Here is a 21989-nt window from a genome sequence, read left to right on the forward strand (position 1 = left end):
AAGATGGCCCCAAATGGGGGTTGATCATGTCTGATCTTTGGGGTGTTATTTGGAACATCGTGTTTGCTGGTGGGCTTTTGGTGACGTTAGGGACAATTTTCCCGGTCGCCAAAGAGATGAAAAATCACCCAAAGGGCTTGCGCGTTTTGTTCTTCGCCGAGATGTGGGAGCGCTTTTCTTATTACGGGATGCGCGGCCTCTTGACGGTTTATCTGGTTCAGCATTTCCTGTTTGACCAAGCCGACGCGCAAAAGACCTACTCCTCTTACACCACCTTAGTCTATTTGTTGCCGCTGGTCGGCGGGGTTCTGGCGGACCGCTTTTTGGGTACGCGCAAGGCAATTGCCTTTGGTGCCTTGGCGCTGGTGCTTGGCCACTTTGCAATGGGTTTCGAGGGTAAGCCAACCACCCAGACCTTGACCTATCAGGGCGCGACGTATGAGTTCGTCACCGAAGGCCGCAATGAGGACTATGTCGCCAAGCTGAAAATTGGCGAACAAGCCTATGCCTATAGCGCTTCGGAGAAGGGCATTGAGATCAAGGATCTGCCCGCAACTGCGCCGGTTCCCGCTTTGCTGCCGACGGGTAGCTATGAGTTGAAGAAGGTGAAGTCTGAAGGTCCGTTTGAGATTATCTTCTATATCGCGTTGTCTCTGATCATTTTGGGTGTGGGCTTCCTCAAGCCCAATATCTCGTCCATTGTTGGTCAGCTCTATCCCGATGGCGATCCACGTCGAGATCCCGGTTTCACGCTCTATTATTACGGGATCAATCTAGGGGCATTCTGGGCCGCTATCTTGTGCGGTGCTTTAGGCACCGTCGTGGGATGGTGGGCAGGCTTTGGCCTTGCCGGTGTTGGCATGTTGGCCGGCTATATCGCCTTTGTGCGTGGCAAGGACAGTTTGGAAGGCAAGGGCGAACCCCCTAATCCCGAAGCCTTGAAGAAGAAGGTCTTGGGCCCGATCAATCTGGAAATGGCGATCTATATCGGGGCTATTGTCTCGGTGCCAGCGATTTGGTTCTTGGTGCAGAATAACCAATTGGTCGGCAATATGTTGGCCTTGGGCTCGGCTGCCGTCTTGATTTACATCGTCTATCACATGGCGACTGCGTGCAGCAAAGAAGAAGCTGGCCGCTTGATCTTGGCTTTGGTCTTGATTGCTGCCTCCGTTGTGTTCTTTACGCTGTTTGAGCAAGCTGGCTCATCCCTGTCGCTCTTTACTGCAACCAATGTGGCGTTACCGAATGATGGGTTTGTCAGTATCAGCGCGCCGCAGACCCAAAGCTTCAACTCGGGCTTTATCCTGATTTTTGCTCCTGCTTTTGCGTGGCTTTGGGTAAAGCTTGGGCAGCTCAATTTGGACCCCTCGGCACCGATGAAATTCGCGATTGCTTTGGTGCAAGTAGGTCTAGGCTTTTTGATCTTGGTGTGGGGCGCACAATTTGCCGATGATCAGGCCCGCGTGCCTGTGATCTTCTTGGCGCTTGCCTATCTGCTGCACACAACCGGTGAGCTATGCTTGAGCCCCGTGGGCCTGAGCTGGATGACCAAATTATCCACGCCAAAGCTGCTTTCAACCTTGATGGCGACGTGGTTTTTGGCGAGCTCCGGCGCCCAATATCTGGGTGGCATTATCGCTCAAATGACCGCTACGGAAACGGTTGCTGGTCAAGTAACTGATCCCGCCAAAGCTTTGGCGAACTCGCTAGAGGTCTTTAACACCATTGGTCTGTGGTCGATTGGGATTGGGATTGTGATGGCCTTGGCTTCACCGCTTCTAAAGAAGCTGGCCCACGGTGTGAAATGAGGTTTGGATCTTGTGGTCAGAATATGCCTTTGACCAGAAGATACCAAATCCCATCCTTGGATCGTTCGCGATATTGGGTTTGACTAATCACGCCTGACCGCCGGTCGGGCGTGAAATCGGTACGGACGCGGCTGAACGTCGCTCCATTTGGATCTTCCACGCCGAGTTCTACGCTCACATCCTTATAGGCTTTCGTCTCAATCCACGCGCCCCAGTTTTGGATTGTATCCCAATGAAAGGTCTGACTTGGCCGGAATTCGCGGTTGTTATTGCCCCGCCAGTACCAAGCACCCATGCGCAACCGCTTCTTGGGAATTTCATAGGTGATGTTGGTGTTGAAGTTTCTACCGTTCCAACCAGAGAAAGGCCGGGCCTTGTCGGTGATTGGGTCGATCAGCTCAGAATCGCGCCAGCGGTAATTGCCTTCAAGCTCCAAGCCCTCCAAGAGGGCGGATAAAGGGATGGTCCACGACACATTATAGCCCCAACGTTCAGCTTCTGGCACATTGCCTAACGCCACGCCGCCATTGCGGGTGGGCACCAACGTCAATTGGTCTTCAAATTTCTCTTGAACAACTGAGGCATTGATTACGCCGCGTTTGCCCCAGCGTCTTTCAACACCAATCAGGCTAGACCAGACTTGTTCCGGGCGCAGCTCTGGGTTGCCGCTATTCTGGTTATTGTCGCCAACCGACGCAGAGTCTGCAAAGGAGCCAAAGTCCAATTGCCCGACGACCCGCTCCACTTCCACGCGATAGGTCCATCCAACCTTGGGTTTCCAAGCCGCTTTGATGCGGGGCTTTGGATAAAAGAAAGACCGCTCCTTGCCCGCAGCGCCACTTTGCTCAATCGTTGACCACTCACCTGTCAACGTCGATTCTAAAGTCAGCTTGGGTGAGAGGGTCCAAGAATCGCTGATGAAAGCTTCTTTCCGGGTCTCAGAGACTTCGGTGGAAGAAATGTCAGATGGGCGAACCACAAAGATCGTCCCGTCTCCTTCCGCATACTGGCCGACGAAATCTAAGCTGTTGTAAGCCAGTTCGCCGCCAGTCTCGATTTGATGGGCACCAAATTTCTTCTTGAAGGTCAAGCGCGCCACGCGCTCTTCATTGGTGGAATCTGCCACGAAGCGGCCGAAATTTTTGGCTTGCCCAACGGGATTGAAGCCTGCGAGGTCAGAGTTTTGGTCTTCAGTTGCTTTGGCCAATAGCGCGAGTTTGCCTGTCCAGCCTGCTACTTGGCGCTCTAGATCGCCGCCAATCTCCCAGCGCATTGTGGTGCCATCTTCCTTGCCCTCATCTACCCGAAATGGCAAAGTTGCATTTGGCCGATAGGCTACATGCACCCATTTGCGACGAAACTTACCTTCCAGATAGCTAGCATTGGCATTGATTTTGGTTTCGCCAATTTTGCCGTCGACCGCAAGCGTCGCCTGAGCGTATTTAGACCGACGGCGGTCATCATTTGGCCCGCGCTCGGTATAGACGTCGGCAGGCGACAGAATGCCTTCAAAGCCGATAAAGTCTTCTACATTCTCGATCTCAGCTTGCAGGCCGGCGGTGATATTAAAGCCACCCAGCTTTGAGGTGTAGGACGTATCGATTTTGGGCTTGATGCGGCCACTGCCGACGCCGGTGGCTTGCACTTCCCACTTGCCGCTCGCTTTGTTGTCGGCTTTTCGGATCACATTGACGATGAGGCTTTTCCCAGGCGCTAGCGCACCGGCTGCTGCGCCTTCTAACAGTTCGACCTTCTCTACATTGCTAGCTGGGATTCGGCCAAGAATGGAGAATAAATCCTCATTCTTGCTCGTGGGCCGAGAGCCGTCGATCAGCACATTGCCCGCTGCCCCGCCGAAGCCACGGACGGATTCGCCGTCGTCGATGTTAAACCCTGGAATCCGCGCAACCATATCGGCGGCCGTCTGCGGCGTGATATCGTTGAAATAGGCGGGCTGGAAAATGCGCTTGCCATCGACCAAATCTGGCAGCGCATTCGTAACGCTGGACGCTGGGCTGGCGCTAAGAGCTGTTTGCGCCCAAGCAGACCCAAGGCCACTGGTGCCCACAAGTACAAAAGGCGCAAGTGCAAAAGCGAGCGCGCGATAAGAAATCAAAGCCATGGGTGTTTCCCCGCCCAAATCAAACTGACGGCTTGTCTATCTTCGATTTGATCTTCAATTACCCGTGAAAAGGCTGTCATGAAGTTTTTTTAATTGAGGGACTGATGTGTTTGCGTGCGTATGGAGGCAGGGGGTTACTTTCCCAAATGCCCGCTCCGGTCTAAGTCTTAGTTCATGATGACTGCGCGCTTGCTTGCTTGTTTCTGGATTTCGATCTTCGGGCTTGGCTTATCCGGCCTAGAGCCGGTGGGCGCACAGACCGCAGGACCCACACCTGCCGGGCCGGCGATTGGGCTGGGCAATGGATTTGCTGATCTTTCGGCTAGGCTTCAGCCCGCCGTTGTCGCCATCCGGGCCAAACGGTCCCTGGTCGGTGCGCCGCGCGATTCTGTGCATGCAGAAGCTGGTGGCAGCTCAACAGGCTCGGGCTTTGTGATTGATCCTCGCGGGGTGGTGGTTACCAATAATCATGTCATCGAAGGTAATGATCGGTTTGAGATCATGTTGGTCGATGGCACAGTTTTGCCTGCTACTTTGGTCGGACGCGATGCAGAGACCGACCTGGCCGTGTTGCGCACCACGGGCACCATGCGCCTATCTAGCGTTACTTGGGGCAATAGTGATGCGGCCCGGGTTGGTGATTGGGCGATTGCGATTGGCAGTCCGTTTGGTCTGGGCAACTCCTTGTCAGTCGGGGTGATCTCGGCCCGAAACCGCGATTTGCAGGCGGGGCGCTACGACGACTTCTTGCAGACGGATGCGGCGATCAATCGCGGCAATTCCGGCGGGCCTTTGTTTAATGCACGCGGCGAGGTGATCGGCGTCAATACTGCAATCGTGTCCCCGGGGGGAACACAAGGTGGGTCGGTTGGGGTTGGTTTTGCTGTGCCGTCTAATCTTGCGCGAAAGATCGTGGCCGACATTCTCCAAACCGGTAGCGTTCAGCGCGGCTGGATCGGATTGCGCGCGCGCCTGCTGACACCAGAGGAAGGCGGGACGGGCCAGAATGGCGTCATTGTTGCCGATGTTGCTGCTAATTCACCAGCAGCCAAGGCTGGCTTGCGCATGGGTGACCGGATTTTGAAATGGGCGGGCCAGCCCGTATCCGATCCGCGCGCCTTGGCTCGATATGCCGCAGCAGCCCCGGCTGGGGCTAAAGTAAAAGTTGAAGGCTTCCGTGGCCGACAAGCGATTTTTGCCAATCTGGTTGTTGGCCGTTCCCCTAGTGAAGTGCGGGCACCTACACCGCAAGCTATGCCAACGGTCACCGCGATGGGGCTTGTCTTACGTTCGGCGGCACCATCGGATCGTCCAAAACTGCCGCCAGAAGTGCGGGTAATTGTCTCAGCTCTCGATCCGTTTGGCCCAGGCAAGGATCAAGTCCGCCCGGGCGACGGCTTACTTGAAGTGCAAGGCCAAGCCGTCGCAAGCCCGCAAGAGGCGCGTGCGGCGTTACAAGCGGCTGCGCGCAAGCGCGATGGTGTTGTCATTCGTCTATACCGAGATGGACAGCCAATTTATCGGGCGCTGCGTCCAACGCGCAGGTAACAGGTAGCAAAGCTAGACCTTTCAGTCCGCCTCGACTATCGCTTGGCGCGAAGCCACAAAGGCACAAGAGGCGCAAGCTGAGCGAATGCGGCGCGCGCGATGACAGAGATGGAAACGTGGGGAATCCTTGATGGCAGACGGCCGCGACGATGTGCCTTATGACTGGGATAAGGTGATCAACCCAAATTCCCCGAAAAAGCCCGAAAAACCATCGCCTCGCAAAGCTCCGGCTTTGTCAAAGGCTCCACGATTTAACTTGAAACTTGATGTGCTTGGCTGGCTGATGGCAGTGACCAGCTTGGTGATTGTTGTCGGCATCATCGTGCTCTTTTACATGTCCTGGCTCTTTCAGGTTGAAGGGCAGCGGGTGGCCGGCCAAGATCAAGGACAGATTCCAATCACAGAAGACTTTGCAGCCGGGCAGTCCAAGCCCAAGGATGTGCTGTTCCGAATTGGTGGCGCGTCTAGCATGGGCCCCAATGTGATGATGGACCTCGTTTCGGCTTGGATGCGGGTGCGTGGATATACCTCGGTGCGGGCAAATCAGGGTGACAATGTCATTGAAGTCACTGGCTCGCGCGGGGGTAAAAATTCCCGGGTTTTGATCGCTCTGGGCTCATCTCAAGGTGGTTTTGAAGCGTTAACGCAGCAGCGCCTTGAGGCGGTTATGTCGTCCCGACAAGTATTACCCGGTGAGGCAGACCGTTTGTCGGCCTTGGGCAATTTCACCAATGCATCGAGTGAAAAGATCATTGGGCTGGATGCCAGCTTGGTCGTGGTCAATCGGAATAACCCAATTAATCGGATCGACACAGAAGTATTGAGTCGGATCTTGAGTGGTGAGGTCACCGATTGGAATCAGGTTTCTAAAGATACTTCGGGACGCATCTCCATTAAACTTGAGAGCCTAGGCGCTGATTTTGATTCAAGCCCTGCAGGGCGGTTGTTAGGTGACCGTGAGCCGCCTGAAGCCGTTACATTCTTGGATGATCCCGCCGGGGTCGCTGATTCCGTTAGCCGAGATGAAAAGGCAATTGGGATAACCCGACGTGGCACAGGCGGCATAAAGGCATTGGCGCTGAATGAGCGCAATGCCCGTTCGGTCGGGGCCGACGATTTTTCGATCTCGACGGAGACCTATCCGTTTGCTGAACGGCTGTTTGTCTATGTGGGTTCGTCCGGCGGCGATCCAAACGCGCGCGATTTTGCCGATTTTGCGACCTCACAAGCAGGCCAGGAATTGGTGGCACGCATGGGAATTACGCCCCTCAGACTGGGTGCTGTCAAGGTCCTGACGCCTCCGGATGCGCCGAACGACTATCGGACCTTTGGGCGTTTTGCCGAGCGGATGAATTTTGACATTCGCTTTTACGATGGCGCCAATCAGCCAGATTCTCGCGCCGAGGAAGACCTCAAGCGATTTGTCGCCTTCATCAATAAGAACCAAATTGATAAGCGCCGTATTGCGGTTTTGGGCTTTGCCGACAACGTTGGTGCACGGGTCACCAATATTGGCCTCGGGCAATCGCGGGCAGAAACAGTTGCTTTGGCGCTGCAGGGTCTCGGTGTAACGCCAGGCGTTGTCCGGTCTTTTGGCGACTCATTGCCCGTGGGCTCAAACTCCGATGAGCGCGGCCGCATTCGCAATCGGCGGGTGGAGATTTGGTTGTGTGCGCCACCGGCTTGCCCGCTGATTAATCTGGGTGCGGAAGCAGAAGCCACAAACCGAGGAATTCCAGCCGGTGTGCGCCTCGGCCCGCCGCGACCACCTGTGGAAGGTGAGCCGGTGCCGAAGGGCTGAAGACCCTTCAACACCCGACCATATGGTCCGATTAGTTGGCCGCGGTCTGCCCTTTGGCGGGTAAAGCACTGATCCAAGCCGCCATCATTTTGGTAAGCTCCGGATTATAGGGCGCGACAGTCACTGGCTTGCCTGCCTGATTAGCTGCGCGCACGTCATCTCGGCTTGCTTGTACATCAAAGCCATGGCCAGTGAGGGGCAAAAAGCGATAGGTCGCGGTGCCCGGACGATAAAAGTTGACGACCTCGACAATTCTCTTGTGGTCGCGCTCATCTATGGCCGCAAAGTCCGCCTCGCCATAAATGGCCAGAACCGGCGCCTTGGTATCGCGCCAAGCGGCTACTGTGTCTTGCGCAGCCACCCCACGCCAATAGGCAAGGTTGCGCCCGAGGATTAAGTCGTCCCCATCCCAATCAAAAGCACTGCGCAACATGGCTTCATGATTGGGGTTTTCATTCGCAATGGTTTTAAGGCTGACATCTTCATTGAAAATGCGTTGCATCAAAGGCCTAAAGGCCTTCGCCGCCTGTTCCGCGTCTGCGGGGTCGGCCCCAGCGGACAAGAAGCCCTGCATGGCAAACAGCTCTTGCATATAGTCCTGCCAATTGCGCAGGGCGGTGCCATAGACCATCACGCCGCGCGGCGCGGGCCCTTTGGCGGCAATTAGTGGCGCTTGAATCCCACCCATGGAATGGCCGAGGATGATGATACGATCAGGGCTGACACCGCGATCCTTGATCAAGGCTTGGTAAGCGGCCTCAAACCCCTCCATTTCCAAAGCAAAGTCGGTTTTCAGGCAGGGTGTGGATGTGACGCTGTCACCCATACCGAGCTTTTCAATCCGATATGAGCCAATGCCGGCTTCTGCCAAAGTCTTGGCCAAGAGGTGATAGGGATGATTGGGTGGGCCTTCGACACTGCCGCAGCCATAGCCTTGGATCAAAAAGACAACAGGGGCTGCCGGTGCCGCAGTCTTCGGGGTCACCAGAATGTCACGCAATCGACCTTCTTTGAAAGAAACGGTGCCGTAGCGCACATCCGCACCGGGAATGGACTCCAAGGGTCGGGCGGTGGCTTTGGCTGTGACGGTCTTGGTTGCTTTGCCGCGCTTAAGGGTCAGCACTGTCGTATCGCCAGAGCGCAAAAGCCCAGCCGCTGCGACAAGTTCCATATTAGTTTTTGTCGGCTGACCATTGACGCTTAAGATGATGTCGCCGGGTTCCACACCGGCCAAAGCCGCCGTCATTTGCGGCGTAACCAAGGTCACCTTTTGCCCGTCGCTGGTGTTTTCAAGCGCGACACCTAGGGCGGCGCGCCGGGTCAATTCTGCGGGCGACTGCGTGGCACCACTTTGGTTGGCAAAGGCCGAGCCGCCAATCAAAGTCCCTGACAGCATGGCTGTCGCCACTAAAAAGCTACGCGTCATCGTCTCGCCCTCCCTTAGATCCCGCGCTCATCCTAAGGGGGAATGGGCGGTCAACTCAAATGAATTCGAGGTAAGGTTCCCCGTGCCTTCAGACAGCCACGAATGCGCTGCGTGGAATGCCTTGGAAGAAGAGGGCGCTTTCTAATGTTCCATGCTCAATTCGTGCAGGGGCTTGAGCGGCCACGATTGGCTTGGCGCGATACGCGATACCAAGGCCCGCCGCTTCAATCATCATCAGATCATTGGCACCATCCCCAATCGCAAGGGTTTGGGAAAGATCGAGGTTTAGGCGTGCCGCATCTTCACTCAAGGCGGCCAACTTGGCTTCCTTGCCAAGGATCGGCAGGCCGACTTTACCAGTCAAGCAGGTACCATCATCCAGTAATTGATTGGCGCGATTGGTGTGAAAGCCTGCGCGGGCAGCAACGCGGCTGGTAAAGAAGCTAAAGCCTCCAGAGACCAAAGCGCAATGCGCGCCTAAGTGCACCATGGTTTTTACAAAGACTTCGGCACCGGGATTCAGGTCCACACGTGCTTCGTAACAGGCCTGTAGCGCGGTCAGCTCCAGCCCGGTCAGCATCGCCACCCGCTCGGTCAGGGCGCCTTCAAAATCAAGCTCGCCTGCCATCGCCCGTTCGGTGATGGCTGAGACTGCAGCCTTCTTATTGGCAAAATCAGCCAATTCGTCGAGGCATTCGCAGCCAATGATGGTGGAGTCCATATCAGCGACCAAAAGGCCCATACGTTCTGGTGGCCTTGAGGAAATATCGAGCGGCAGCCCATCCAGCCAAGAAACCGCCTCCTTGGTATCGCCATCGACAGAGCTCAAATGCAAGGCTTCGCCCGGTTCAATCGTCTTCAGCGAAAGCTCGCCCCACAGGGCTTCGATCCGCGCCACGGCTTCTTCAAGGACTTTTTCGCCAGTGGGGCTTACGAGGATCAGAGAAGGCACTTGGAACTCCATTCAGCTTATTCGCATCAGACTATTGGCGGTATGCCGGAACTTGGGCTAGAGGCAGGCCATGCAAACTGCCCTCCTTATTCTCGGCCCCACGGCTTCGGGCAAGACCGCCTATGCCATTGATGCTGCTATCAAGCAAAATGGCGAAGTCATCAACATGGACTCGATGCAAGTCTATGCAGATCTTGAGATTTTGACGGCAAGGCCCAGCGTGGCCGAAATAGGCGATGTACCGCATCATTTGTTCGGCCATATCGATGGAGCCGTCGCTTACTCAACAGGGGCCTGGCTGGCAGAAGCCGAAGCCGCCATTGCTGATATTCAAGCGCGCGGTCGCAGACCCATTCTCGTGGGCGGCACAGGTCTTTATGCGCATGCTTTGACACAAGGGCTCGTACCAACCCCAACGGTACCACCAGACGTGCGCGCTTCGACTCGCAGACTGGTTGGCGCGGATCCACGCGCTGCCCATGCGCGCTTGTTACAAGTCGACCCCAAAGCTGCCCGGAAGATTGAACCCAAGGACGCGGTGCGGATTGCGCGCGCCTTAGAGGTTTTTGAAGCTACAGGCAGGCCGTTGTCCGACTGGCACCAAGATCCCCAGCCCCCGGTTTTGGCACAGGGCACGTGGGAGGGTATTGCGCTGATGCCAGACCGCGAAGTCCTTTATGCCCGCATCGAAGCGCGCTTTGAGGCCATGATGGAAGATGGCGGCCTCAATGAAGCCCATGCACTCTACCAGCGCAGGCTGGAGCCGGATTTGCCGGTGATGAAGGCTGTCGGCATGCCCGGGCTGATTGATTTCTTTGAGGAGCAATGCGGCTATGACGAAGCCATATCGCGCTCCATCCTCGACAGCCGCCATTATGCCAAGCGGCAAATGACCTGGATTCGCAACCGCGCGGCGGATTGGAAGGTCATCCCCGTATGAGTGAAGCCAAGACCTTGGATGTCGCCGCGGCCTATGATGTGTGGGCACCCAGCTATGACGGCTATGACAACCCGATGGTCTATGCGGCTGGCTATGCCCTTAGCCAAGCACCGATTTCTCTCGCGCAAAAGACAATTTTGGAGTTTGGTTGTGGCACGGGGCGCAATCTGGCTGCTTTGGCAGCGCGCGGGGCGTCAAATCTGATCGGCTTTGATTTTTCCTCGGCCATGTTAGCTGAAGCGCGCAAACGGGATGGCGATTGGACCCTATTTCAAGCGGACATGAGTGCGCCGATTGCGCTGCCCGATCAGAGTGTGGATTTTGTTCTGTTCTCGCTGACGCTGGAACATGTCGCAGACTTGGTGCCACCCTTGCAAGAAGCTCGTCGCCTGTTGCGGACCGGTGGTATGATCAAGATTATCGAAATTCATCCCTTCTTGTCTTTAAACGGCATATCGGCCCACTTCAAAACCGCCGCGGGTGAGGAAATCACCATGCCTGCTTTTGCTCATCCATTTCAGGACTGGTTGGAAGCCTTTGATCAGGCAGGCCTGCGCGTCACTGGCTTAAAGGAATGGCAAGCGCGCGACTTCGGCACCGATGCGCCGGCTAAGATCCTGGGTCGTGGCCTGGATTGGCCATGGGTCGTGGACTGGACTTTATCCCCTGCCTGAAGTGGCTTTGGCCATTGCGCTTTTCCCCACATTGTCGCAACACAAACGCCAAAGGTTCGTAAAGGGCCGCCAACCAATAGCTCAAGGGGAAAGCCATGTCAGGTCCATTAAGTGGCGTCAAAGTCGTCGAGTTTGAAGCAATCGGTCCAGGACCTTTTTGCGGCATGTTGTTGTCCGACTTGGGGGCAGACGTCATCCGCATTGATGGCCCACGCTCGCGCTCCGGTGGTGGGGCCAAGGACGTAACGGGGCGTGGTCGTCGCTCGATCAGCCTGGATCTTAAAAACCCAGACGATGTTGAAACCTGCCTGAAGCTGTTGGAACAGGCCGATGCCATGCTGGAGGGCTATCGCCCCGGCGTTTTGGAAAAGCTGGGCCTTGGACCCGATGTCGTCTTGGCGCGCAACCCCAAGCTTGTTTATGGCCGCATGACCGGCTGGGGCCAGTTTGGACCCTTGGCAAAGGCCGCCGGCCACGACCTCAATTATATCGCGTTGACTGGAGCCCTATGGGCAACCGGACGGCAGGGGGAGCCACCTGCACCCCCGCTCAATCTGATTGGCGATTACGGCGGTGGCGCGCTTTATCTCGCTTTTGGCCTTCTGGCTGGTGTCATCCATGCCCGGGCTACGGGTGAAGGCCAAGTGATCGACGTAGCGATGACTGATGGCGCAGCCTCTCTGACGTCGATGTTCTGGGGCATGCGCGCCAGCGGCATGTGGCAGGACAAGCGCGATGCAAACTTGCTCGACGGTGGCGCACATTTCTATGATTGCTATGAGACCAGCGACGGCAAATGGGTGTCGATTGGCTCGATCGAACCGCAATTCTACGCGCTTCTTTTGCAACAGGCCGAAATCACAGACCCTGCCTTCCAAAACCAGTTTGATCGCGCCAATTGGCCGGTTTTGTCGGAAAAGATCGCCGCCATTTTCAAGTCGAAGACACGCGGTGAATGGACGGCTATCATGGAAGGCACCGACGTGTGCTTTGCGCCTGTGTTGAGTTGGGAAGAGGCTGCACAGCATCCCCACAATGTGGCGCGCCAGACTTTTGTGGAAGTCGAAGGCGTTACTCAGCCTGCTCCTGCACCTCGCTTCTCCAAAACACCCGGCACCATTCGCTCGGTCGCGCCAAAGCCCGGCCAGCATAGCCAAGACATTCTGGCCGACTGGGGTATCTCTGGATGAGCGCTTTGGAAGGAACGACTGGGCGGCGTCGGATTTATCTGATGCGGCACGGCCATGTTGATTATGGCTCACGCGAAGTGGTGAAGTCCCAAGACCCCACCATTGCGCGTTTGACGCCACTCGGCAAAGAACAGGCCAAAGCGGCGGCGGCGGCCTTTGCCCATGTGCCCTTGGATATAGCGATCTGTTCTGGCCTGCGACGTACCCGCGAGACGGCAGAGATTGTGCTGTCCCAGCACGCCTCGCCACCCGTGTTAGAAGACGAGCCCGGCCTAACGGAACTCCACTCCGGCAAGTTCATCCCGTTTGCAACACGCGAGGAATTGAGCGCCTATTTGACCTTCACGTTCGAGCAGGCAGGCCAAGAAGGGGCAACCTTCTTTGAAGGCGGCGAACTGTTTGCCGATGCCTATGCGCGCGCTGTCGCCTCGATTGAGGCTCTTCTTCATCGTCCGGGGTGGAGCAGCGCGCTGGTTGTCGCCCATGAAGGCATTAACCGGCTGTTGCTGGGTTGGATGTGCGGGGCAGGGCCGTCGGCTTCGCTGCCGTTTGAACAGGACTTGGCCTGCGTCAATGTGCTCGACTTTGATCTCGTACCTGAAGAGGGCGACAACCCAATCAGCCGGATAGAGCGCCGCATCATCAAGGCCACCAATGTCACGCCCTATGGCTGGCTGAAAGCAGGCATGCACCAAACCAGCTTTGAGGCGATCTTTACCGCGCCAGAGCTTGAGGATGAGGTGGAGGGCTAGCGCCCCCCCTCAATCCCCCGGCGTACGCACTGCTGGCACACCGCGTTCCAGATAGCGAATAGCCGTCATCACATGAGTGCGGACCCCGATGGGCAGGACGTCTTCATTGGTGTCGAAATTGGGTGCATGATTGACGGTCCATTCCGATGCTGGCACGCCAGCTTTGCTGACCCCCAAATGATAGAACACGCCCGGAATCACGGCTTGATAGTCTGCAAAATCTTCTGCGCCAGTGATGGGCGGACGGTTGATGTTGACCTTGCCTGCTCCGGCTGCTTCTTCCAAAGCGGCCTGGGTAGCCCGCGCTAAATTCGGGTCGTTAAAGGTGACATTATTGCCGCCATATGGGTCGCCGCTATTAAACGCGATCTTGGCTTCGGCTCCATAGGCGGCGGCGAGCGACACTACCGTTTTTTCCATCTTATTCTTAATGTCTTGGCGCTGGGCATTGTCAAAGGTACGCAATGTGCCGCCCATTTCCAGCGCCTCTGGAATGATGTTGTAGCGCACGCCACCATGAACCATGGCAGTCGTGATAACAGTCGGTGTCGCCGTTACATCGACGGTGCGAGCCGCTAAGCGGTTGAAGTCTTGGATGATGGCAGCTTGCAGCGACATGATGTCGATCCCGGCCCACGGTGCGGCACCATGGGTCTGCTTGCCTTTGATGAAGACTTGGAACTTATCCGAGGCCGCCATAAAGCCACCCGGACGATAGTGGATCGTACCTGGTGGACCCGGGAAGACATGCAGACCGAAAATCGCCGATGGCGCTGGGTTTTGTAGCGCACCTTCTTCAATCATCAGCGACGCACCGCCCTTTTCGCCCGGAGGTGCCCCCTCTTCGGCGGGCTGGAAGATAAAGACGATGGTCCCGGGGATCCGGGCCTTCATTTTGGTGAGAACTTCTGCCGCCCCCATCAGCATGGCGGTATGGGCGTCATGGCCACAGGCATGGGCTACGGGGACCTTATTGCCGAGATATTCGCCCACGGCTTTGGAGGCAAAGGGCAAGCCCGTGGCTTCTAACACGGGCAAAGCATCCATATCAGCGCGCAAGGCGACAACAGGGCCGGGGCGACCTCCCCGCAGGACGGCGACAACCCCTGTCTTGGCCACATTTTCCCGCACTTCAAGCCCGAGTGACTTCAGATGTGCGGCGACCAAGGCGCCCGTACGAAACTCGCGATTAGAAAGCTCTGGATGCTCATGAATATCGCGCCGCCATGCCACCACCTTGGTCGCCATCGCGTCAGAAGCCGCATTGATCTCGGCTGCCGAAATTGGCGCTGGAGCCTTCGCGGCTGAAACCATGGAAAGAGCCAAGAACAGGCTCGCGATGCGGGTGGGGGTGAGGTTTTTCATCACGAGATCGTTAAGTGGAACCAACATTCTGTCAACCTTATGCTTGGCCCTTTAAACCAGCCAAGACAGTGCGATGACTGGTCCATCGCCAAAACTGCGATAGACTGAGTTGAAACACACAATGTATCGGGGAAATGGCCATGGCGATCGACTTTGCAGAAGCTGCTGACAAAGCCAAAGCAATCAATCCAGCACCGGTGTTAAAGGGCGTCCATCATAGCGCTTTTCGCTGTCGCGACGCCGAAGAAACGCGTAAATTCTATGAAGATATTCTGGGCCTGCCGCTCAAAGCCGCACTGGTGTTTGAAGAAGAGCCGGGCTCTGGCCGTCCGATCCCTTACATGCATCTGTTCTTTGAATTGGGTGACGGTAATTATGTCGCGTTCTTCGATGTCCCTGAAGGGGCCCATAGCGGCAAATTCAAAATGAAATGGGGCATGGACCTGCATTTTGCCATGGAAGCCGAAAGCCACGCCACCATGATGGCGTTTAAAGAACGTCTGGACCAAGCAGGCGTCCCCTGCTTTGGCCCGATTGACCATCATTTTGTCCACTCCATCTATTTTTACGATCCTAATGGCATCAATGTCGAAATCACCTGCCGCGATCCCAAGCATGATGAGATTATGGCCGAAGAATCCGCCAATGCCGCTGAGATCATCGCCGCTTGGACTGCACGGACCGCCGCGCAAAAAGCCCTAAACGCAGCGCAAAAGACTTAAATTTCTTCCTGCAGGAGCAGCTTCGATGTCCCTAATCTACCTCGTGCGTCATGCCGAGCCTGCCGCCACTTGGGGTGCCCACCCCAATCCGGGTCTATCAGAGCTTGGCCATAAGCAGGCTGAGGCTGCTGCCATCCGCTTAGAGGAGGTGGGTGCCAAGCATCTCATCACCTCACCCTTGGCAAGGTGCCAGGAAACGGCGCAGCCGAGCGCGGCTACCTTGGGGTTCACCCCACTCATTGAGCCGCGCGTGGCTGAAATCCCGGTCCCGGCCCATGTGACCGATCATCGCGACTGGCTAACAACGGTCATGAGCGGCTCTTGGCAGGATGGCCATGTGGATCAGGGGCTGCGCGACTGGCGTGATCATATTGGCCAAGCTTTGTTGGAGCTCACCCAAGACACTTTAGTTTTTTCGCACTTTGTCGCCATCAATGCAGCGGTCGGTCTGGCGACCAAATCCGACACCGTGACCTGCTTCAAACCCGGCCATGCATCGGTCACGATCTTGCGCAGCGCGGGAGGCGTCTTGACCGTCGAAAGCCTCGGCGAAGAGGCCCCAATCCGCCTCACCTAAATGTTAGCCCTGTCACAAGGGCGTGAGATCGCGGCAATGTGTCAAGTTTCATTGCCGCAGAGGTCTTTGGCATGCTAACTCCCGCGCCTTGCTGCGGTTTGCCTTGCCATTCGGGTTAGGCGTCCCCACCTGCAGCGCACTGTTCAACTGCCTACTCTGTCTTTCTGTCAGAAACTTTGAGGTCCCTATGTTTTCCACCCCCGCTTATGCTCAAGCTGCCGGCGCTGCGGCCCCAGCAGGACCAGAAGTCATTATGATGCAACTCTTGCCACTCGTGATGATTTTGGTGGTATTTTATTTTCTTCTGATCCGTCCACAGCAAAAGCGTATGAAGCAGCATACTGAAATGTTGGGCGCGATCCGTCGCGGCGACAGCGTGATCACTTCGGGCGGCATCATTGGTAAAGTGACCAAAGTGGCTGACGACGAGCTGACCGTGGAAATCGCGCCAAATGTCGCGGTGCGTGTTGTGAAGTCGACGGTGAGCCAAGTGCAAGGCAAAAGCGAGCCTGTCGTCGCCAATGACGCTAAATCCTAAATGAGATCAGTGCGGACCCGTCTTTAAAGGGTCTGCTTCTGCCGAAGGGCTAGATAGACGTGTTACATGTTGCGCGCTGGCGGGTTCTCGCCGTTATCATCGTTTCCCTCTTGGGCTTGATTTTCGCCCTGCCGAATGCCCTGCCGCAATCGGTAAGAGATTCGATGCCGAGCTTCTTGCCGAGCAAGACTGTCAATCTGGGTCTTGACCTTCAGGGCGGCTCTTATCTGATGTTCGAGGTGGAGAGCGAAGTCGTCTATAAGGCCCGTTTGGAAACCGTCGCCGATGACCTCGCGCGCGAATTGCGCGGCCAGAAGCGGCCCGGCGAACTTGGTGCCGCCAAAACGCCGATTTTGTTCGCAGGCCGTGGCCTTACGCCAGATGGCCAAGTTGCACGCGTCACAATCCAGAACGCGGATGACGTCCAAGAAGCGATCAAGCGCATCCAAACGCTTGCTTCCCCGGTAATTGGCTTAACAGGACCCACCGGGCGTAATGACCTTGATGTCAAAGCTGCCCCCGGAAATGTCATCGAAATTCGTTTGACTGAAGAAGCCAAAGTGGCGATGACCCGCCGCGCGGTCAGCCAGTCGATCGAAGTTATTCGTCGCCGGATCGATGAAACCGGCACCAAAGAACCTGCCATCACCCGCCAAGGGGTCGACCGCATTGTGGTGCAAGCCCCGGGCGAGAGCGATCCTGAAAAGCTGAAGCGCTTGGTTGGCCAGACCGCGCGTTTGACGTTCCAAATGGTGGATGAAACCGTCCCCCCCGCAGAAGCTGCTGCCGGACGCATCCCTCCGGGTTCTGTGCTTTTGGAGCAACCCGGTCAACCTGGCGAGCCCTTTGTCCTCGTCCGTCGCCGCGCTTTGGTGACCGGCGATAATTTGACCAAGGCAGACCCGGGCTTTGACCAACAATCGGGTGAGCCTGCAGTGACATTCCAATTTGATGGCGCAGGGGCACGCGCGTTTGCCCGCGCATCGACGGAGAATGTCGGCAAGCGCTTTGCAATTGTTCTCGATGATAAGGTCCTGTCGGCACCGTCCATCCGTGAACCTATTCTGGGTGGCAATGGTCAGATTTCGGGTAGCTTCACAATCGAAAGCGCCAATGAGCTGGCGACTTTGTTGCGGGCAGGGGCTTTGCCTGCGCCCTTGAAAGTTATGGAGCAACGCACAGTTGGCCCTGAATTGGGCCGCGATTCGATCAATGCCGGCGCGACTGCTGGTGTTATCGCCATGTTACTGATCGTTGTCTTCATGATCTTGGCCTATGGCTTTATCTTTGGCGGCATCGCAATCTTGGCGCTGACGATAAACCTGATCTTGATCTTGGCAGCGATGACTGCAGTGGGCGCGACGCTAACGCTGCCGGGTATTGCTGGTCTGATCCTGACAATTGGTGCCGCTGTTGACGCCAACGTGCTGATCTATGAACGCATGCGCGAAGAGGAATTGGCGGGCAGGTCGACGGCTTTGGCAATTGATGCGGGTTTTAAGCGCGCCATCGTTACCGTGATGGACGCGAACGTGACGGCCTTGTTGACTGCGTTGATCCTCTTCTACTTTGGTGCAGGCCCCGTGCGCGGCTTTGCTTGGACCCTATCTATTGGCGTGATCACGTCGCTCTTTACCGCCATCCTAATGACGCAGGTCTTGGTCGCTGCCTGGTATCGGCAGACCAAACCTAAGCGCCTGCCGATCTGAGGAATACGAACATGAAATGGCCCTTTATCAAGCTCATCCCCAAGAATACTAAGTTTGGGTTTGTTCGTTTTTCGATTCCTGCTGCCGTCGTGTCGGTGGTACTGTGCATCGCTTCGCTCGTGTCCTGCTTCACCCTTGGCCTCAATTTCGGGATCGACTTCAAGGGCGGCACAGTTGTTGAAGCGGTTTGGGACAAGCCGATCAATCTGGCGCAAGTGCGCGAACGGGTCGGCGATATGAACTTGCGCGATGTCGGCGTGCAAGACTTCCAAGAACCAAACCAAGCGATGATCCGCTTTTTGCCGCCTGAAGGGGCTGATGCCTCGGCAACAGTAGATTCCGTAAAGGCCGAATTGCGCGCCATTATGCCCGGCGTAAAATTCCCCCGCGTTGAAGTGGTCGGGCCAAAGGTCTCTGAAGAATTGGGCACTAATGGGGCCTTGGCTTTGGGCATCGCGATTATTTTGGTCGTGCTCTACATCTGGTCGCGGTTTGAATTGCAAATGGGCTTTGGTTCCATTGTGGCCTTGGCGCACGACATCATTTTGACCTTGGGCTTTATGTCGGTCACGCAGCTTGATTTTTCGCTCACCACCATTGCCGCGCTTTTGACGATCATCGGCTATTCGATGAACGATACGGTGGTGGTGTTTGACCGCATGCGCGAGAACATGCGCAAATATAAGAAAATGTCCTTCGGCGATATCATCGACTTATCGACCAACGAGACGTTGTCACGCACAATCATTACGGCTTTGACCACCTTCCTCGCGCTATTGGGCCTCACCGTTGTTGGCGGCGAGACGATGCAGGTCTTTACCGTGATCATGCTGTTTGGCGTGTTTATCGGTACCTATTCGTCGATCTATGTCGCGGCACCTGTCCTGATCTTGTGGCCACCTAAGCGCGGCGCAGAGAAAGCGGCCGCCAGAACCGAAGCGGACGCGCGGCCCTAGTCACGATGCAGCTAGTCCCCGCAACAGGCAAAGGTCGTCCACTGATCACGGCCTATGGTGCAGGCGGGTTCCGCTTTGGTCTGGAAACAGGCGATAAGCGGATTGAAGGCTCGGTCTTGATCTTAGCCGATACGCCCTCGGCTTGGGGCCCGCTCACGATGGCCGATCTGGCGGGCGCATCCTTGGCTGAACACTTTGCGCCGATCGTAGCTCTGAAAGGTCAGATTGAGTTCCTCTTATTTGGAACAGGTCCGGACATGGCACCACCGCCTGTCGGCCTGCGCGACATTCTAAGGGGTGCCGGCATCGGCCTAGAGATCATGCCAACGCCAGCGGCCTGTCGCACCTATAATCATTTAGCGACAGAGGGCCGTCACTTTGCAGTGGCAATGTTACCTGTAACGTGACATGGCGCGGAAATAGGCTACATAGAGCTTAATCTAGCCATCCGTACTTAAAGGGGAAACTATGGGCGCGCTTCTTTCTAACTTCAGAAACACATTCATCGTCAGTACGGTGCTGGCTATCCTTTTGATCGCGGTCTTCGCTGGTCAGCCTAACAACACTTCTGGCAATATGCACGAATTGATGGGCCATGCTGCCATGCGCTGGTTGCACGTGTTTTTTGGCATCTTGTGGATTGGCCTGCTCTATTACTTCAACTTCGTACAAATCCGCACCATGCCGAAAATTCCCGATGAACTGAAGCCAGCCATTGGCAAGTTTATCGCGCCAGAAGCGCTTTTCTGGTTCCGTTGGGCAGCTGTTGGTACTTTGGTGACCGGCATTCTGATTGCGTGGGCGCGGGGCTATTTGGTCTCTTCGCTGACTTTGAACGCTGCGCATGGCTTTGCCTTGGATGATGGCAGTGTGTTCATCGGCATCGGCATGTGGCTCGCCATCATCATGTTCCTCAACGTGTGGCTCGTGATCTGGCCAAATCAGAAAATCGCTCTGGGCTTGGTAGAAGCCCCAGCAGAAGCTAAGCCAAAGGCTGCGCGGACCGCGATGTTGTTCTCGCGCACCAATATGCTGTTGTCGCTGCCCATGTTGGTAGCCATGACTATGCGTCAAACCATGTGGGGCTAAAGCCCAAACCATCCTCTGAAAGCGGCCCGCCTCCGTGCGGGCCGTTTTTCTATGGGAGCCGCGATGATCACCCTTAGCGCAGATATGATTGAACAAGCCGCCCAAGTCGCGCCCGACCAAACCTTGGCGACGAGTTTTCTGGCACCAGAGGCGCGCGCCGGCATGATCGCGCTGATCCTGTTTACCCATGAAGTCGCCCGCGCGCGTCAAGCAGTCTCCGAGCCCATGTTGGCTGCAATCCGCCTGCAATGGTGGCGGGAGGCGCTGGATGAAATTTATACGGGCAAGACCGTCCGCGCCCAACCCACCGCGCAAATGCTGGCTGAAACAATCCGCGCCTTTAATCTGCCTCGGCCATGGTTTGATGCCCTGGTGGATGCCTTCGGGCCAGAGCAAGACGACGTGCCATTTGAGACTTGGGCTGAGCTCATCGACCATGGCGACCGGACCTATGGAAACTTTAACCGCTTGGCCTTGTTGATTGCGAGTGCACCAGCCATTTCCGCGCCCTTAGACCGCGTCGCCCGCCAAGCAGGTATCGTATGGCGCCTATGTGACCTGATGGCCCAATGGCCGCGTTGGACGCATCGGCGTCAGCTTTGGCTGCCGGTAGAAGCGCAAGCTGGCTTAGATAGGGAAGCGACCTTTGCTGGTAAGACCAGCCCGGCGCTAGCGAATGGGCTGCAGCAGGCCTACACGCATGTCCTGACTGCACACAAAGATGCCAACCAAGCATGCCGTGCCGCGGCCTTTGGGCAGGCCTTCCCGGCTGTGGCTTATGCTGCGCTGGGCTTGCCTTATGCCAAATCGTTTCAAGCGCTCCACGACCCGTTCCGGCAGGTCGCTAGCCTCAGCTTATTAGAGCGCCAGCTGCGGCTTGTATGGGCGGTTGCGCGGCAACGTGTTTAGCGTGCTGCGCTGACTAGTTCGCACCATCCAAGGGGGCGAGGTAAAGATAGATCGCGCGATGTCCGCCGCGATTGAGTGGTCCGCCCAAGCGGCAATGTGTAACCTTCACATCGCGCACATAGGCATGATCATGGGCAATTCCGATGAGCCCAAAGGCTTTGATGACTGTTGCCCCCATAAAGCCGCCGCACCGCACCCGCGTTACGTTGCCATACTTTCCAAATTGGCTCATCGCTCCGTCCCACGGGGCAACACCAAAATCGCCCACGACGGCAACCGGGCCTTCCTGGTCGCCGGCACGAACCGCCGCACGGTTCAACTGAGACTCCCGAGCAGCACCAACCCCTTGCCCACCATTTGAAGGCGGCGGCAGGGTGGCGATGATGGTTAAGTCACCTGCCGCAGTGCGCACAATCGTTGGCTCACCCGGGATGGTTGATGACTGCCACCGCCCGCGCGACAATACGGCAATGCTGGTCGGATCGGAAAAATTGGGTCGTTCGATCACATTCCAGCCCTGCGGCAGGGTCAAAATACTTTCTGGAGCCTTGGCAATCAAGACAAGGCTAGCTTTTTGGCGCTCTGCCTCACGCAACACTTTTTCAAGCGCTTTGTCATCACCTGCAACATTGGCCCAAGCCACAACCGCATTTGAAATCTGCCCCCCTTTAGGGGCGGTACCCAACGACGGTAAAACGACGATCAGATTGATCAGGCCAACCAAGGCTGAGGCAATCATCATATTCCGGCCACGTACCAGCGCCCACGATAGACCAGCAGCTAACGCCAAGAGTGTCCAGTACCAGCGATAGCTAGACACCGCGTCAAACGGATAACCCAGGGGCGCGAGGAAAGACAGCAAGGTAAAGAACAGGCTGATAGCAAAGAGGGCTGTCCCGGTCACAGTGGCT

At 56.4% G+C, this 21989-nt stretch carries 20 protein-coding genes; 15 read left to right on the plus strand and 5 right to left on the minus strand.

The window, feature by feature from the left end; all coding sequences use genetic code 11:
• The first annotated feature begins 26 nt into the window (after positions 1-26).
• Positions 27-1808, plus strand: a complete 1782-nt coding sequence (locus ACIQ20_RS08440; protein WP_395779293.1) for a peptide MFS transporter — start codon at positions 27-29, stop codon at positions 1806-1808.
• Between the two features lie 16 nt (positions 1809-1824).
• Here the strand turns inward: ACIQ20_RS08440 and ACIQ20_RS08445 are convergent, their stop codons facing one another.
• Positions 1825-3930, minus strand: coding sequence for a TonB-dependent receptor plug domain-containing protein (locus tag ACIQ20_RS08445; RefSeq protein WP_395779295.1), 2106 nt, complete (start codon positions 3928-3930; stop codon positions 1825-1827).
• 174 nt (positions 3931-4104) lie between these two features.
• On the opposite strand from ACIQ20_RS08445, the gene ACIQ20_RS08450 reads away from it, so the two are divergent.
• Both ACIQ20_RS08450 and ACIQ20_RS08455 read left to right on the plus strand, forming a co-directional pair.
• Positions 4105-5478, plus strand: a complete 1374-nt coding sequence (locus ACIQ20_RS08450; RefSeq protein WP_395779297.1) for a S1C family serine protease — start codon at positions 4105-4107, stop codon at positions 5476-5478.
• Between the two features lie 130 nt (positions 5479-5608).
• Positions 5609-7279, plus strand: a complete 1671-nt coding sequence (locus ACIQ20_RS08455; protein ID WP_395779299.1) for a phosphate ABC transporter substrate-binding/OmpA family protein — start codon at positions 5609-5611, stop codon at positions 7277-7279.
• 31 nt (positions 7280-7310) lie between these two features.
• Here ACIQ20_RS08455 and ACIQ20_RS08460 read toward each other — a convergent pair whose 3' ends face one another.
• Positions 7311-8705, minus strand: coding sequence for an alpha/beta fold hydrolase (locus ACIQ20_RS08460; protein WP_395779301.1), 1395 nt, complete (start codon positions 8703-8705; stop codon positions 7311-7313).
• An 88-nt stretch (positions 8706-8793) separates the two neighbouring features.
• Complete coding sequence (gene serB / locus ACIQ20_RS08465) at positions 8794-9657, minus strand: phosphoserine phosphatase SerB (RefSeq protein ID WP_395779303.1); 864 nt, start codon at positions 9655-9657, stop codon at positions 8794-8796.
• 70 nt (positions 9658-9727) lie between these two features.
• Here serB and miaA point away from each other — a divergent pair, with 70 nt between their 5' ends.
• The 4 genes from miaA (at position 9728) to ACIQ20_RS08485 (ending at position 13213) form a co-directional block, all read left to right on the plus strand.
• A complete protein-coding gene (gene miaA, locus ACIQ20_RS08470; protein ID WP_395779305.1) occupies positions 9728-10597 on the plus strand; it encodes a tRNA (adenosine(37)-N6)-dimethylallyltransferase MiaA in 870 nt (289 codons plus the stop codon).
• The gene (locus ACIQ20_RS08475) at positions 10594-11271 is read left to right on the plus strand and encodes a class I SAM-dependent DNA methyltransferase (protein WP_395779307.1); all 678 of its coding nucleotides are present in this window, start codon (positions 10594-10596) and stop codon (positions 11269-11271) included. Before miaA ends, ACIQ20_RS08475 begins: the two co-directional genes overlap by 4 nt.
• A gap of 95 nt (positions 11272-11366) precedes the next feature.
• Positions 11367-12461 carry a CaiB/BaiF CoA transferase family protein gene (locus ACIQ20_RS08480; protein WP_395779309.1) on the plus strand — a complete coding sequence of 365 codons (1095 nt, stop codon included), beginning with the start codon at positions 11367-11369 and terminating at the stop codon, positions 12459-12461.
• Positions 12458-13213, plus strand: coding sequence for a histidine phosphatase family protein (locus ACIQ20_RS08485; RefSeq protein ID WP_395779311.1), 756 nt, complete (start codon positions 12458-12460; stop codon positions 13211-13213). The genes ACIQ20_RS08480 and ACIQ20_RS08485 overlap by 4 nt, the downstream gene beginning before the upstream one ends.
• 9 nt (positions 13214-13222) lie before the next feature.
• Here the strand turns inward: ACIQ20_RS08485 and ACIQ20_RS08490 are convergent, their stop codons facing one another.
• Positions 13223-14605, minus strand: a complete 1383-nt coding sequence (locus ACIQ20_RS08490; protein ID WP_395779313.1) for an amidohydrolase — start codon at positions 14603-14605, stop codon at positions 13223-13225.
• A 113-nt stretch (positions 14606-14718) separates the two neighbouring features.
• Between ACIQ20_RS08490 and ACIQ20_RS08495 the strand changes: the two genes are divergently transcribed.
• The 8 genes from ACIQ20_RS08495 to ACIQ20_RS08530 all read left to right on the plus strand — a co-directional run bounded on the left by ACIQ20_RS08495 (position 14719) and on the right by ACIQ20_RS08530 (position 21078).
• Positions 14719-15300 carry a VOC family protein gene (locus ACIQ20_RS08495; RefSeq protein WP_395779315.1) on the plus strand — a complete coding sequence of 194 codons (582 nt, stop codon included), beginning with the start codon at positions 14719-14721 and terminating at the stop codon, positions 15298-15300.
• Positions 15301-15325: 25 nt separating this feature from the next.
• Positions 15326-15877 (plus strand): histidine phosphatase family protein, encoded by a 552-nt coding sequence (locus tag ACIQ20_RS08500; protein WP_395779317.1) that lies wholly within the window; start codon positions 15326-15328, stop codon positions 15875-15877.
• A gap of 187 nt (positions 15878-16064) precedes the next feature.
• A complete protein-coding gene (gene yajC / locus ACIQ20_RS08505) occupies positions 16065-16415 on the plus strand; it encodes a preprotein translocase subunit YajC (protein ID WP_395779319.1) in 351 nt (116 codons plus the stop codon).
• Between the two features lie 59 nt (positions 16416-16474).
• Positions 16475-18124, plus strand: a complete 1650-nt coding sequence (gene secD, locus ACIQ20_RS08510; RefSeq protein ID WP_395779321.1) for a protein translocase subunit SecD — start codon at positions 16475-16477, stop codon at positions 18122-18124.
• 11 nt (positions 18125-18135) lie between these two features.
• The gene (gene secF / locus ACIQ20_RS08515; protein ID WP_395779323.1) at positions 18136-19080 is read left to right on the plus strand and encodes a protein translocase subunit SecF; all 945 of its coding nucleotides are present in this window, start codon (positions 18136-18138) and stop codon (positions 19078-19080) included.
• A gap of 5 nt (positions 19081-19085) precedes the next feature.
• Positions 19086-19487 carry an Mth938-like domain-containing protein gene (locus ACIQ20_RS08520; protein WP_395779325.1) on the plus strand — a complete coding sequence of 134 codons (402 nt, stop codon included), beginning with the start codon at positions 19086-19088 and terminating at the stop codon, positions 19485-19487.
• A gap of 61 nt (positions 19488-19548) precedes the next feature.
• A complete protein-coding gene (locus ACIQ20_RS08525; RefSeq protein WP_395779327.1) occupies positions 19549-20169 on the plus strand; it encodes a urate hydroxylase PuuD in 621 nt (206 codons plus the stop codon).
• Positions 20170-20232: 63 nt separating this feature from the next.
• Entirely contained in the window at positions 20233-21078 is an 846-nt protein-coding gene (locus ACIQ20_RS08530; protein WP_395779329.1) for a phytoene/squalene synthase family protein, read from the plus strand.
• A gap of 13 nt (positions 21079-21091) precedes the next feature.
• Here ACIQ20_RS08530 and ACIQ20_RS08535 read toward each other — a convergent pair.
• Positions 21092-21989: hypothetical protein (locus ACIQ20_RS08535; RefSeq protein ID WP_395779331.1), on the minus strand; the 898-nt coding region annotated here is incomplete at its 5' end.

The organism is Aquidulcibacter sp., from assembly GCF_044346625.1.
GTDB lineage: Bacteria > Pseudomonadota > Alphaproteobacteria > Caulobacterales > Aquidulcibacteraceae > Aquidulcibacter.